Raw genomic sequence first — 14,140 nt, forward strand, 5'->3', positions numbered from 1 at the left:
GCTAACACCAACATTCAAGCCTATCTTCGGATAGGCTTTTTTGTGCCTTAGCATTGCGATATTTACGCTGACGTTGCGATGTTAATGCTGAATAATATGAATCTGTGGAAACTGAAAGCCTACGCAAGATGGCGCTGCTCGCCATGCTACGGTCAACATACAATCTGATAAACGAAAGTTTTGATAGGCAAAATGCCCAATCTGTGGATGATGACAAATGCCGCCCTGTGCATTGGGATGCATACGAGTATCCAACTCATTCAGGCTTAAACGAATCCCTAAACCTGATGCTTTCAGCACTGCTTCTTTAGTTGTCCAGACACGAAACCAATAATCAGCGTCGTGTTCCAAATCTTGCCAGTATTGGAGTTCATTGGGATGAAACGCATGTTGTGCCAAGGCATCGAAACGCACCTTACGGTCTAAGTCCTCGACATCTACGCCAACATCGAGCAATTCAAAACTGCTTACCAAAGCATAATGCTGACGGCTATGACTATGGTTAAACTGCAATTGAGGGAATGCTGTCAAAAATGGCTTGCCATGTGGGTTACGCTCAATATCGCTGTTTTGAATATCGTGTTCTAAGTATCCAGAAAGCAATTGATTCCGATGCCGATAAATCGCCTGTTTTTGCTGTTGAATCTGTTCACTGCGTACAGCACTTGGATCGGGACTAAAAATCTGCTGAATGCGGCTAACATTCACACAAATTTTTTTAGGTGTTTTATTCATCTGCCCTTCTCCATTTTGGCTGAAATACGATAGAAAAAAACCAGCAAACATGCTGGTTTTTTAAAGCGTGCTCGCTTAGCTGCCTTGCACCAAACGACGTGCGCTGATAATCCCTGGTTGCTGCTCTAAACGTGCCAACAAACGAGAAAGTTGCGCCAAGCCTTTAACCTCAATTAACAATTTCATATTGGCGATACCATCACTTTCAGAAATAGTATTCACCTGACGAATGTTAATTTGATCGGCAAAAATCACTTGGGTTAAGTCTTTGAGCAAACCACGGCGGTCATAGGCTTCCACCACAATTTGTACGCTTTGACCACGGGTTGGCTGCATTTCCCAATCGGCTTCTACCGCGCGTTCAGGTTCGTTGCCAATCATACGCACATAGTCCGAACACGCCACTTTGTGAATACTCACACCACGGTTCAGGGTAATATACCCCGCAATCGCTTCACCATGCACAGGCTGACAGCATTGTGCGATATGCAGTTCAACGTTATCCAAACCATCAATCAAAATGCCATGTGCCGATAAGGTATGGCTGGCACGTGGGTTCAAGGTTGGCTTCAACACCAGTTCAGGTTCATCCTGATCTAAGTGCATGTGACGATTGACCTGATTAATTAAGGCATGCAGGCTAATATCACCATTCACCAAACCAATCAGAATGTCTTCACCTGTTTTGACGTTAAAGTGATTGCAATAATCATTTAAATCAATACTTTTTGGATGAATCGCCAAACGTGACAATTCTTTATTGAGCACTTCACGCCCAACTTCCAGATTTTTACTGCGGTCTTGCTGTCTAAACCAATGACGCAGCTTATCGCGCGCACGTGCTGTCTTAATATAACCTAAAGAATTCACCAACCAATCACGGTTCGGTTCACGGTCTTTTTTGGTCAAAATCTCGACCTGCTCGCCTGTTTTTAAAGTATAGGTGAGCGGCACATAGCGCTGATTGACCCGTGCGGCATAGCATTTATTGCCGACTTCGGTATGTACATGATAAGCAAAGTCCAGCACCGTTGAGCCACGTGGCAATTCTTTAATATCACCATCACGGCTGAACACATAAATTTTCTCAAAATCTTCAAACTCTTGGATTTGTTCAAAATTTTCAGAATCATCATCTTCTTTATGTGCGCTGGCATCGTTACGTTCCTGATAATGCTCCAAAACAGAACGCAAAGAATGTAAACGATGATTAAACGAATGGTCTGTGGCTTTAGAACCTTCTTTATAATTAAAGTGTGAACATACCCCAAGCTCGGCTTCTTCGTGCATATCTAGGGTACGAATTTGCACTTCAAGCGACTTGTTTTCTGCAATTACGGCAGTATGCAATGAGCGATAACCATTGGCTTTTGGATTGGTAATGTAATCATCAAACTGGTGCGGAATATGCCGCCACAATTGATGTACGATGCCCAAAGAGTGGTAACACTCTGGAATGGTTTTCACCAAAACACGTACAGCACGAATGTCATAGAGCTGATCGAAGCTGAGGTTTTTACTCTTCATTTTTCGATAAATCGAATAAATGTGTTTCACCCGCCCGCTAATTTCGGCATGAATACCATTATTGCCCAGCTCTGTACGCAATTGCTCAATTACGTTTTGAATGTAGTTTTCACGCTCCAAACGCTTTTCATTCAGTAACGTCGCAATTTCTTTATAACGGTCTGGCGCCAAATAACGGAAGGCTAAATCTTCGAGTTCCCATTTCAGTTGGGCAATGCCTAAACGGTGTGCCAATGGCGAGTAAATGGTTAAAATTTCTCGCGCCACACGCTCCTGACGTTCTTTGGAAGCGGTTGCCAACTCACGTAATGAATAGGTACGTTCTGCCAGTTTAATTAGCACCACGCGCACATCTTCCGTCATGGAAATCAGCATTTTATAAATGCCTGTTAAATGTTCACGCTGGTTATTATTAAAATGGTCTTCTAAACGCTTATTTTTCTCAATCAGTTCAGACAACTTACCCATCGACAAGGTGCCTTTGATCAAGCCATAAACTGCTTCACCAAATTCTTCACGCACTTCATCTAACTGCATGACATTTTCACGCACGCTACGATAGAGCATGGCTGCAGACAAAGTGTCTTCATCGACATGCAAGTGCGCTAAAATATTCGCCATCTCAATACCTGTATATAAGGTATGCGATGGATGACTGACGTCTGTTTCCAGCTCTTTTTTCAGGGTGTAATTGGCAACGCGTTCTAATTGTTCAAGTGCCGCCCCATCGTAAATCCCGCGTACTCGGTCTAGCCATTCTGCTAAATCCTGTCGGGCTTGCTCGGCATGTTCTACAGTCGTTTCCTCAGACAGTTCATTTAAACGTCCAGGAAGTTGTTCACGTACTGTGACCATACCCTTCTCCTACCTCTATGTACTTCATATTATAAATCGTTTATTTGCTTTTCTTTCTCAAACAAGGCAATGGATTCGACATGCCCCGTATGCGGAAACATATCCATCACGCCTGCTTTTTTCAATTGATAGCCCTGCTTGACCAATACACCTGCATCCCTTGCGAGTGTGGCTGGATTACAAGACACATAAACGATTCTATCTGCGCCAAATTTGGGCACATAATACATCACTTCCTCTGCGCCTGAACGCGGAGGGTCAATTAATAATGCCTCAAATCCTTGATTTGCCCAAGAATGATGCGAAAAATCTTTTGTTAAATCTTGTGAATAAAACTTAACATTGTCTAAATCATTACGTTGTGCATTCTCTGCACCACGCTGCACCATTTGCTCTGAACCCTCTACAGCAACCACCTTTCCTGTTGCACCTACACAACGTGCAAGCGGCAATGAAAAGTTGCCTAATCCACAAAACAGATCAAGCACCCGATCACCTGATTTTAAGTTAAGCAAATCACATGCCAGCTTAACCATTTGTGGATTAATTGTAGAATTGACTTGGGTAAAGTCTTGGGGATGAAAGCCAAAATTCACATCAAAATCATCTAAACGATAATGCAAACGCATTGCTGCATGCGGATCATCAACCCGATGCAAACTGTCTGGACCTTCAGGCTGCAAATACAATTGCCAGTGTTTCTGTAACGCAAACTGCTGTAACTGGTTGATATCGGCTGCAGATAGTTGTTCTGTATGCCGCACCACCAAAGCAATCTCTTGATCTCCCATCGCCAATTCTATATGACCAATATGGGCCTTGCCTGTTAGACTTTGGAGTAGCTGCTTGATTCGTGTTAACGAACCAAATGCCTGATCCAACACCATACAGCGGTCAATTGAGGTCAGTTTATTGCTATTGCGCTCACGAAAACCGACCACCAATTTGTCTTGACTGGCAATATAACGCACCCCAACACGGGCTTTGCGGCGATAATCTTCACGCTGTGAACGCAAAGGCGCTAACCATTCTTCAGGCTGAATTTGCGCAAAATGTTGCAGATGCGACTGCAACACCTGTTGTTTGAGATGAATCTGCTCATCCAACTGAATATGCTGCATGCTACAACCACCGCAACGCTGATAATGTGGACATTGTGGCGTAACCCGTAATGTCGAAGGCTCACCCAGCACTTCTAGACACTCGGCTTCTTCTAAGCGTTTGTTACTATGCGTAATTTTGGCGCGTACTGTTTCACCAGGCAATGCGCCCTCTATAAAAACTGTTTTCCCCTGCTTCTCGGCTGGATGACCCGACTGAGCTGTGTAGTGTGCAATCCCGCGCCCTTCATGTGACAACGATTCCACCTGAAAGCAATATTCAGCCTGCTGCGTGGTACGGTTTTTACTGCGATGTTTCATATCAGTCTAAATATCGGAAGATGGGGAAGATTGAAAAGGCATCACGGATTCATTTGAAGGCGTGGTGACACTTTGTTCAGGAAAATCTGTACGGGTAAATTCAGTTTGCTGCGAACTGTGCTGCCACACGCTTAAAAAGTCTGCATGCTGCGGCTGAGTATGCAAATATTGAATGGTATGCTGTACCCATAAAGTATGCTCTTCAAGCAGCAATTGCCCTTTGAGCAGTAGCCAACGCAAATAAATCAACCAAGTATTTAAGACATCGCCTTCACAATAACGCGTCAGCCTTGACCATTCGCCGCTTTGCATAAATGCAGGAACATGATAGCCCGCATCTACACGTTTACCCGGAAAACCTAGCAAATACGCAATGTCATCCAACTTTTGAAAATGACGACCATTAAACATTGCCATCACATCCATTAAATCGACATGACGCTGATGGTAACGGTTTTGATAATTGTTATAGCGCTTTTGCTGATCAATCTCGCCCTGATCAAACAAACTTGGCGCAGACAGCCCATGATACATGGCACGGAATAAAATCACCGGCAAATCAAACTGCGAGCCGTTCCAACTGACCAAAGTCGGATGACGCTTATCAAAAATAGACAAAAACTTTTTCAGCATTGTCGCTTCGCTGTCATGTTCACGGCTAAAGGAAAACAGCTTCATGCCGTGTTCATCAATCCACAAGCCTGAAATACACACAATTTCATGCAAAGGCAAACGCTGAAAATCGGTGCCCGCTTCTTGGCGACGCAGCTTCATTAAAGCTTGTTCAAGCTCTGCTTCGGGTAAATCGAGTTGATATAAATGCGCGCCTGACTTCAAATCGGTAACGGTTTCTATATCGAAAATCAGCACAGGTAAACGCATAAAATCTTACTCAATGGGTGATAGAAAAATGAATATCACAATTCAGTATCTTGAACAGAGAACAAACCTGTCGATAAATAACGATCACCACGGTCACAAACAATACAAACAATCACTGCATCTGGATTTTCTTCGGCAATTTTTAAAGCTGCCCATACCGCGCCGCCCGATGATGTGCCTGCGCTGATGCCTTCTTTTTGCGCCAATTTGCGCATGGTTTTTTCTGCTTCAATTTGCGGAATATCAATAATGCGGTCAACACGGCTGCGGTCAAAAATGGTTGGTAAATATGCTTCAGGCCAACGGCGAATCCCCGCAATGCTTGAACCATCTGATGGTTGTAAACCAATAATTTGAATCTCTGGATTTTGTTCTTTTAAGTATTTAGACACCCCCATAATGGTGCCTGTTGTGCCCATAGAGCTGACAAAGTGGGTAATTTTACCGCCCGTTTGCTGCCAAATTTCAGGCCCTGTGGTCAGGTAATGTGCTTCAACATTATCTGGGTTACCAAATTGGTTCAGCACCAAGCCTTTGCCTTCGCGTTGCATTTGCAAAGCCAAATCGCGCGCGCCTTCCATGCCTTGTGCTTTAGTCACTTCAATCAATTCTGCACCATAGGCACGCATAGCATCTTTACGTTCTTGGCTCATATTGTCAGGCATGATCAGCTGCATTTTATAGCCACGCATAGCTGCAACCATCGCCAAAGCAATGCCGGTATTGCCACTGGTTGCCTCAATTAAAGTATCGCCCGGTTGAATTTCACCGCGTTTTTCTGCCTGCATAATCATGTTGTAGGCAGGACGATCTTTAACAGAACCCGCAGGGTTATTGCCTTCCAGTTTTGCCAAAACCGTTGCCTGCGTATGACTTGCCAAACGCTGCAAACGCACCAATGGGGTTTTGCCCACATAATGATCTAACAAAAATTCATCACTTTGGAAATCTGATTGGGTATCAAGCATGGTCTGCACCAATATCAAGGTGGGGTTATTGTATGAAAATTTGCACCTTCCTGCACGTTTTTCACAGGCTTTTTATCAAAACAGCAATACTCTGCCGACAATTTATGCATCACTCACTGCCTACACAATTCTAGGCAAGATGAACACAATTTCAGATTGTCTTTTGCGGGATGGATGCAAAAAAATGCACACCGATTGATTGCGAGATGCAGCTGAACCACTCGCACCAAACAGATGAAAACACAGTCAGGAGAATTGACATCCTCCCCCCTTAAAAGAGGGTGATTCCTACAGCTAGACGCTTATGCCCAAGCGCAAGAATGTTTAGAGCTTATATCTCGATCATGAGCTGTACCACAGCTCATGCACTCCCATTCTCTTATTCCAAGATCTGTACTACCTTTGGGACTACTTGATGTGATCTCACCGCAGCACGAACAGATTTGGGTGGTATAGGCTTCTTGGACTTCTTCAAACAATACGCCTGCGTTCTCGCATTTATACTTGAGCATTGTTTTTAGTGCCGAAAATCCTGTATCCAAAACAGATTTTGCCATTTTGGTTTTTACTAATTTTTTAGCACTCAAGTCACCTACAATAATCAATGCATTTTCATTCACAAGCTTGGTGCTTGCTTTATGCAAATGATCTTTTCGACTATTTGCAATCTTGGCGTGTAATGCACGAACACGCTTCTTATTCCTGGCTCTCTGAGCAATACATAATTTCTGCTCATATTTTCGATAGAATTTTGGATTTGAAATTACAGTGCCATCAGAACAGGTGGCAATATCTTTTAAGCCTAGATCAATACCAATCGCTTTGGTTGCTGTCGATTTATCTTGCTTAGGCGATTCAACAACAAGACATACATACCAACGCCCACGGCTATCCTCTACAAATGAACCTGTTTTTAACGTGTATTTGCTTAAACCGTAGCTATCCCAAAGCTTAAATTGGTGTTTTCCATACTGGACATATCCAGTGGCATATTTGATAGCCACCTTTTTAAAGGGAACCCATCCCAAAGAGCGCCTTGCTGATTTTTTATTGCTGACACGCCATTTCAGCTTTGCCTTTTTAAATTGCTTTCTTCGGGTGACTAATTCTTCAGTTACAGCCTGAATGGTTTGACTATGTAAATTACATTCTTTGGATGTGCCTTTCGTATATTTGGCAATATCAAAAGCAGAGAGAAATTCACCTTTCCGCTTCAAATGCCTAAACCCTAAATCATTGACATAATTCCAGACGAAGTTCACTTCTGATGCTAGTTGGTCTAACACCTTGCAATGTTTGTCTTTTATACGTAATTTAAGGGTTTTCATGTACTTATATTAACAATCAAAACTCAAGGAAAATAGTCCTTAGTTAAATCAAACGACACTTCATGTCGTGTCGCTTATATCTCTGACCTGAAGGACTGAGTTTTACGCTCCATTTGATAAAGCATGCTAAACTGCCAAACATAGGGATTAAACTGCGTTAACCATGTCAAATATCAATAAAAAGTTATTTAAGCGCTTACATTTAAATCATGCTTATGGACAGCTGATTGCACTTATTTTTGTGCCAATTATGGTTTTGGCATGCGTCGGCACGATGCTAGTTTTATCTGAAACCTCGAATGCCGCAAAAGCACAGCAGCGACAAATGGCAATTGCGATTTTGACCCGTTTTGAGTTGCCATCTGAAGCAGCTTTGCATCAACTGGCTAGCTTTCCGTGGAAGTACGAAGAAGCACGTACTTTTATGCAAAACATGATGAACGAAAAGCACTTGATTCGTACTGCACTGATTGATGCTTCTGGTACACGCCGTTTAAGCATGGGCTTTCAAGACCAAGCCGAATGGCCCAAATTCCCTAAAAATGCCGATTTTTTTGGCCCAATTCTGTATAAAAATAATCATGTGTATGGCATGCAAATTCAGCAAGACATCAACCGTCCTGCATGGTTGCTGATTGAACTGGACAATCAGCCATTACAAATTGCCCGTTATCGGGTCATGATTGTATTAATTGCCACAGGCTTGCTGACCCTGTTGTTGTTATTGCTGTGTCTGAATTTCTATTCACGACGCTGGATTGCACCCATGTATGAAATTCGCATGCAGCTACAACGCCTGAATGCCGATACGCTCGATCAACACATGGTCATTAACAGTACTGGCGAATTACGCTTACTGCAGCGGGATATTGCCAATGTGGTAAAACGCCTGCATTTCAGCTTTTTAGAACTCAAAGAACATACCGAACAAACCGAAGATGACTTGCGCCGCACCCTCGATACTTTGGAAGTGCAAAACATCACTTATCGTCAGGCACGTGACCAAGCGATTTCTGCCAACCAGTCTAAATCGGTATTTTTAGCTAACATCAGCCACGAACTCAGAACACCGTTAAACAGTATTGATGGCTTTATTCACCTGTTATTGCGTCAAGAAAATCTAAGCAATGAGCAGAATTTGTATTTACAGACTATTCGTAAATCATCGGCGCATCTTTTAGCACTCATTAATGACGTATTGGATTTTTCTAAAATTGATGCAGGCAAACTGGAACTGGATACTGCACCCTTTGATTTAGAAGAAGCTATTTTTGATGTGATGGATATGCTCTCGCCTTTGGCTGCGCAAAAACACATCAACATGGCCTTTTATTTTGCCGATAACGTGCCGCAATATGTGCTGGGCGATGCTTTACGTTTCAAGCAAATTTTGACCAATTTAATTTCCAATGCGATTAAATTCACCCCCGATGGTGAAATTATTGTACGGGCGCGGGTAGAACATGACGATATTGGACAATGCTTAATTCACTTTAGCGTCCAAGACAGTGGCATTGGCTTAAGCGGTACAGACCGTAAAAAATTGTTTGAGTCTTTCTCTCAAGGTGATACTTCGGTCACGCGTCAATTTGGTGGTACAGGTTTAGGTTTGGCCATTTCCAAACAGTTGGTGCATTTGATGCAAGGTCAAATTGGCTTTGAAGACAATCAGGAACGCGCCCCAACCGAAAAAGGCTCGACCTTCTGGTTTACTGCCATGTTTGCAGTAGATGAAGCGCATTCACAGCAGCATCCAAACTTTAAAGAGATTCAGGTGGTATCGTATTTGGCGCACCCTGCCACAGCGAATGTCTTGCGTCATTATCTTGAAAACTATGCGGTGCGACATATTGAAGCCGCTTCAATTTTAGATTTATTTAGCCGCTTAAAAGATGTATCCGACCTGCAAGACAATACTTGGTTGATTGTTGATCATAGTGGCGACACCGAAGCTTTATTAAAAGAAATTCGTACCCGTTATCAAGGTAACTTGGCAGTGTATGGCTATCAAATGGCGCTAGACCCAAGTCTGTTAAATGAATATCGTGCGCGGGCTTTGTATCAACCACTCAGTCGTTCCGCCTTAATTGACTTACTTAACAATGAAAACAGTTTTGATGAACAGGATTCTGCATCATTTGATGGTAAAGGCCTGCACATTTTAGCGGTGGATGACCATCTACCAAACCTGATTGTACTCGAAGCCTTGTTAGGCGAACTGAATGTGACCACCACCAAAGCGCAAAGCGGTCAGGAAGCGTTGGGAATTTTGCAGCAACGTATCGAACAGGGACAGCAACCATTTGACCTGATCTTTATGGATATTCAAATGCCTGTGATGTCGGGGGTAGATACCACTCGTGCGATTCGTTCTTTAGAATCAACTTTGGAAAATCACAAACGCTTGCCTATTATTGCTCTCACCGCGCATGCACTTGCCGATGAAAAGCAAAAATTACTCAAAGTCGGTATGGATGACTATGTCACCAAACCGATTCAGATTGAACAAATCATCCAAATTTTAACCCATTGGACCACGCAAAGTTTTAATAAGCCACCTGCAGTCGATAAAGCCATTGTGATTGAAGCGCTAGATCCACAGGTGTTGAATTGGCAACAAAGCCTAATGTTGGCAGCCAACAAAGAAGACCTTGCAGTGGATTTACTGAAAATGCTAGTGGATAGCTTTGCCACAGAATTACATGAAATTGAACAGCTGATTGAACTGGAAGATTTCCCACAACTCGAGCATGTGTTGCATCGTCTGTATGGTGCGACCCGCTATGTTGGCACACCGAACCTGCAAGAAGTAACAGGCTCATTTGAACAGTTTGTTTCGACCTTACGTAAAGAACGTCGTAAAGCCGATGATCTGTTTGTGCAAGAGGTCTTAAACCGTTATCAGGAATTACAAACCTGTATACAGCAAGTTGAACATGCAGCAGAACACATTTTTACCAAACATAATGCGGTGAGTTAGCCAACATCAAAGTGACATTCACCGCGAACGCCTCAACGAGAAGATACAGTTTGTAAGCACGACTCACCCAGCACTATTCACAAAAAAAGTCACGTAATCAAAGGCAAGGTCGCAAGGCTTTGCCGTGACTCTGCTGTCATTTATCGCACTGCTGCCCATGTTATGCTTTGCCCAGTAAAAACAAGAGCTCACATCATGACCTTACTTCGTATCGAAAAAAATAACGGCATCGCCACAGTTTCCCTGAACCGCCCAGACAAACGCAATGCCATGAGTTTTGCCCTACTTAAAGAATTGGTGCGGACTGCCGAAAAACTTAAAAAAGACCGCAGCTTACGTTGTGTAATTTTAACAGGCGAAGCAAAGGTATTTAGTGCAGGCATTGACTTGGCCGACCTCAACAATCCACAAAACCGTGCATTTGCGGCTTGGGAATTAATTAAGCCAGGGCAAAGCCTGTTTCAAAAAGCATTTCTCGTTTGGCAACAATTGCCTGTACCTGTAATTGCTGCAATTGAAGGGTATTGTTTTGGCGCAGGGATGCAATTGGCTTTGGCTGCAGATATTCGTATCGCGCATCCTGACACGCAAATGTCGATTATGGAAAGCCGTTGGGGCTTAGTGCCTGATATGGGGCTAAGCCGTTCATTAAAAGGTTTAATTGGTTTAGACCTTGCCAAAGAACTGACCTTAACTGCACGTATTTTTGATGCCAACTATGCCAAAGAAATTGGCTTGGTCACGCATTTAGATGCAACACCTTTACAAAAAGCACAAGACCTTGCTGAAGAAATTGCACAACGCTCTCCTGATGCATTGGCTGCAGCCAAACAAGTGCTGGATGCTATGGAACATGCGCCAAATAAATCTTTACGTTTAGAAAAAATTTGGCAATTAAAATTATTGCTGGGTAAAAATAGCCAACTGGCACGTAAAAAGGACAAGAACCCTGAAGTGACCTTTGCACCGCGTCAGTTTTGATTCAGTTCAAACACAACAGACTTTGACCAAAGGCTAAATTGACATTTCAAGCCAGACTTGTACTGTAGGCAAAAACGGAGAATCAGCGCTATGCATTTTGATCGTGACACAAAAATCGCTTTTTTAGGTATGGGACTCATGGGTACGCGCATGGCAACCCGCTTAGTTCAGGCAGGTTTTGAGGTCGCGGTGTGGAATCGTAGCCCTGCGGCTTGCGAATCTGTGCTCAGTCTGGGGGCAAAGTCGCTGCAATTGAGCGAGATCGGACAATATCCAGTGATCTTGAGTTGCCTTGCCGATGATCATGCCGTCCAAGCTGTATTAGATCAAATTGAGCCATTTTTGACTGCTCAACAAGTCATTGTCGATTTTTCCAGTTTGTCTGTAGATCAAACCCAAAAGCTAGCGCAGCAAGCCAGCCTCAAACAGGTCACATGGATTGACTCACCTGTATCGGGAGGCACTGCGGGAGCCGAACAAGGTAGTTTAGTGATTTTTGCAGGGGGTGATGCAAACACCATCGAAAAATTAAGCCCGATTTATCATGTGCTGTCACAACGTGTAACCCGTATGGGTGAAACAGGCACAGGACAAGCCACTAAAATCTGCAACCAACTGATTGTTGCTGCCAACAGCACCCTAATTGCCGAAGCTGTTGCCTTAGCAGGACAGGCAGGCGTAGACACCCGTTTACTTGCACCTGCTTTGGCGGGTGGTTTTGCCGACTCGAAACCGTTTCAGATTTTAACTCCACGTATGGCAACTCACAGTTTTGAGCCTGTGCAATGGAAAGTCCAAACCCTGTCTAAAGATTTAAACAATGCCTTACAACTGGCAGCGCAATTTCAGTTACAGATTCCTGTGGCAGAAAAAGCCCTTTCACAACTGCAAGCCCATCAAGCCAAGGGTTTTGCAGAAGCAGATTTAGCCACCATTATTCATCAGGTCGAAGCTTAATCGGCTTGATTCCTGATCCAACCTTTGCCTGCAAGGAGCACCTGCATGTCTAAACTGGCGGTTAATCTGTCGATGATTTTTACCGAAGTGCCTTTAATTGAACGCTTTGCCCTTGCACGCGAACATGGTTTTCAGCATGTTGAAATTCAATTTCCCTATGAGCTGAGTATTGAGCAGATTCAAACCCAACTCACACTCCACCAACTCAGCCTGTGTTTAATCAATGTCCCTGCGGATGACCTCATGCAAGGCGGCAATGGTTTGGCGGGCGTACCCGGAAAAGAGATTGAATTTCATCATGCCTTAGAGTTAGCTATCCGCTATGCCACGGCATTAAATGTCCCTAGCGTCAATATTTTGGCAGGCAAACAACCTGTCGATGCCGATTTACTGCCTTGCTTAAACACACTGGCAGAAAACCTAAAACTGGCCTGCTCGATGCTCACTCAACATCATATTCAGCCTGTCTTTGAAATGATTAATGGCACCGACATGCCACGCTTTTTAGTACAAAATATTGCGCAAGCTCAAGAGATGCTAGAAGCAGTCAAACATCCTGCTCTTAAAATGCAATACGACTGTTATCACATGGCGATGATGGGTGAAGATGTGCTGAGCGCATTGCAAGAAAACATTCAGGATATTGGTCATATCCAGTTTGCCGACAATCCAGGACGCCATGAACCCGATTCAGGCGAGCTAGACTATACTACTATTTTCAAATGGTTACAGCACAGTGCTTATTCAGGCTATATCGCTGCAGAATACCGCCCAAGTCTGGCGTCAAATCAATCATTTGCATGGAAAGACAAATACTTTCCCTCAAATCAAAGTGGTTAAAATTAAACCGATTTGAAATTTCAGGCTAAAACAGCTATATTAGACGATGAATAATTTTAGGAAATTATACACCCCATGAATTTAGAACCATCGCCCGGCGCTTCTAATTCTCACGATCTTGCAATGAATACCCAAAAGCATGACGTACAAACTTGTCTTAAAGTTGTACATGAAGCTCTCCTTGATGTAAAAGCCAAAGAAATTGTTGAACTTGATGTCAGCAGCATCAGCAATGTTTCAGATGCCATTGTGATTGCTAGCGGTACATCAACTCGCCACGTAAAATCTCTTGCCGACAATGTTGCCGAAGAAGCGCGCAAAGCAGGCTTCCGCCCAATTGGTATTGAAGGTGAACGTGATGCAGAATGGATCTTGGTCGATCTTGGTATGGTAGTGGTTCACATCATGCTACCAACAGCACGTAAATTCTACGACCTAGAAAGCTTATGGCGCACTACGCCTGAGTCTGTTGCTTAATACAACAGCTCACTTGAGCAGCCTTAAAGATACACAATAAGCGACTTTCAAATAAGTCGCTTTTTTAATGCAGATCTTTTGAAGCTCATATCCCTAATCATTTTTATATCGCATTAATCTACCCACCAAATATTGGTTTATATCATCCCCTACCCAATACATTGCTTCAAACCAATCCTATAAAACTCG

Annotated in this window: 10 protein-coding genes and 1 pseudogene; 5 read left to right on the forward strand and 6 right to left on the reverse strand. The window is 43.4% G+C overall.

Annotated features, from left to right (window positions below):
- Window positions 1–81: 81 nt before the first annotated feature.
- From VF675_RS08990 to VF675_RS09015, 6 genes and pseudogenes are all read right to left on the reverse strand, one after another.
- On the reverse strand, window positions 82–735 hold the full coding sequence (locus tag VF675_RS08990; RefSeq protein ID WP_096902676.1) for a 4'-phosphopantetheinyl transferase family protein: 654 nt from the start codon (window positions 733–735) through the stop codon (window positions 82–84).
- Window positions 736–810: 75 nt separating this feature from the next.
- Window positions 811–3,117, reverse strand: a complete 2,307-nt coding sequence (locus tag VF675_RS08995) for a RelA/SpoT family protein (protein WP_004974935.1) — start codon at window positions 3,115–3,117, stop codon at window positions 811–813.
- A gap of 29 nt (window positions 3,118–3,146) precedes the next feature.
- Window positions 3,147–4,538 carry a 23S rRNA (uracil(1939)-C(5))-methyltransferase RlmD gene (gene rlmD, locus VF675_RS09000; protein WP_104852528.1) on the reverse strand — a complete coding sequence of 464 codons (1,392 nt, stop codon included), beginning with the start codon at window positions 4,536–4,538 and terminating at the stop codon, window positions 3,147–3,149.
- A gap of 6 nt (window positions 4,539–4,544) precedes the next feature.
- Window positions 4,545–5,420: a 3'-5' exonuclease gene (locus VF675_RS09005; protein WP_004974933.1), complete on the reverse strand. Its 876-nt coding sequence runs from the start codon at window positions 5,418–5,420 to the stop codon at window positions 4,545–4,547.
- A 35-nt stretch (window positions 5,421–5,455) separates the two neighbouring features.
- Window positions 5,456–6,388, reverse strand: coding sequence for a cysteine synthase CysM (gene cysM, locus VF675_RS09010; protein WP_179988696.1), 933 nt, complete (start codon window positions 6,386–6,388; stop codon window positions 5,456–5,458).
- A 271-nt stretch (window positions 6,389–6,659) separates the two neighbouring features.
- Window positions 6,660–7,716 (reverse strand): annotated as a pseudogene (locus VF675_RS09015) (RNA-guided endonuclease InsQ/TnpB family protein).
- A 163-nt stretch (window positions 7,717–7,879) separates the two neighbouring features.
- Between VF675_RS09015 and VF675_RS09020 the strand changes: the two are divergent.
- From VF675_RS09020 to rsfS, 5 genes are all read left to right on the forward strand, one after another.
- Window positions 7,880–10,696: a GacS-like sensor histidine kinase gene (locus VF675_RS09020; protein WP_440205117.1), complete on the forward strand. Its 2,817-nt coding sequence runs from the start codon at window positions 7,880–7,882 to the stop codon at window positions 10,694–10,696.
- 195 nt (window positions 10,697–10,891) lie between these two features.
- Window positions 10,892–11,677, forward strand: a complete 786-nt coding sequence (locus VF675_RS09025) for a crotonase/enoyl-CoA hydratase family protein (protein ID WP_179995949.1) — start codon at window positions 10,892–10,894, stop codon at window positions 11,675–11,677.
- A gap of 90 nt (window positions 11,678–11,767) precedes the next feature.
- On the forward strand, window positions 11,768–12,634 hold the full coding sequence (locus VF675_RS09030) for an NAD(P)-dependent oxidoreductase (RefSeq protein WP_004974928.1): 867 nt from the start codon (window positions 11,768–11,770) through the stop codon (window positions 12,632–12,634).
- 45 nt (window positions 12,635–12,679) lie between these two features.
- Window positions 12,680–13,474: a hydroxypyruvate isomerase family protein gene (locus VF675_RS09035; RefSeq protein ID WP_180168952.1), complete on the forward strand. Its 795-nt coding sequence runs from the start codon at window positions 12,680–12,682 to the stop codon at window positions 13,472–13,474.
- A gap of 75 nt (window positions 13,475–13,549) precedes the next feature.
- On the forward strand, window positions 13,550–13,951 hold the full coding sequence (rsfS, locus tag VF675_RS09040; RefSeq protein WP_004974926.1) for a ribosome silencing factor: 402 nt from the start codon (window positions 13,550–13,552) through the stop codon (window positions 13,949–13,951).
- Window positions 13,952–14,140 lie beyond the last annotated feature (189 nt).

The sequence above is a fragment of the Acinetobacter sp. Lyrl_1 genome (assembly GCF_051948795.1).
GTDB classification, from domain to species: Bacteria; Pseudomonadota; Gammaproteobacteria; order Pseudomonadales; family Moraxellaceae; genus Acinetobacter; species Acinetobacter towneri.

Bases quoted from the DNA above. Each gene is read 5' to 3' on its own strand.
- VF675_RS08990 (WP_096902676.1), bottom strand. From the start codon at position 735: ATGAATAAAACACCTAAAAAAATTTGTGTGAATGTTAGCCGCATTCAG.
- VF675_RS08995 (WP_004974935.1), bottom strand. From the start codon at position 3,117: ATGGTCACAGTACGTGAACAACTTCCTGGACGTTTAAATGAACTGTCT.
- rlmD (WP_104852528.1), bottom strand. From the start codon at position 4,538: ATGAAACATCGCAGTAAAAACCGTACCACGCAGCAGGCTGAATATTGC.
- VF675_RS09005 (WP_004974933.1), bottom strand. From the start codon at position 5,420: ATGCGTTTACCTGTGCTGATTTTCGATATAGAAACCGTTACCGATTTG.
- cysM (WP_179988696.1), bottom strand. From the start codon at position 6,388: ATGCTTGATACCCAATCAGATTTCCAAAGTGATGAATTTTTGTTAGAT.
- VF675_RS09020 (WP_440205117.1), top strand. From the start codon at position 7,880: ATGTCAAATATCAATAAAAAGTTATTTAAGCGCTTACATTTAAATCAT.
- VF675_RS09025 (WP_179995949.1), top strand. From the start codon at position 10,892: ATGACCTTACTTCGTATCGAAAAAAATAACGGCATCGCCACAGTTTCC.
- VF675_RS09030 (WP_004974928.1), top strand. From the start codon at position 11,768: ATGCATTTTGATCGTGACACAAAAATCGCTTTTTTAGGTATGGGACTC.
- VF675_RS09035 (WP_180168952.1), top strand. From the start codon at position 12,680: ATGTCTAAACTGGCGGTTAATCTGTCGATGATTTTTACCGAAGTGCCT.
- rsfS (WP_004974926.1), top strand. From the start codon at position 13,550: ATGAATTTAGAACCATCGCCCGGCGCTTCTAATTCTCACGATCTTGCA.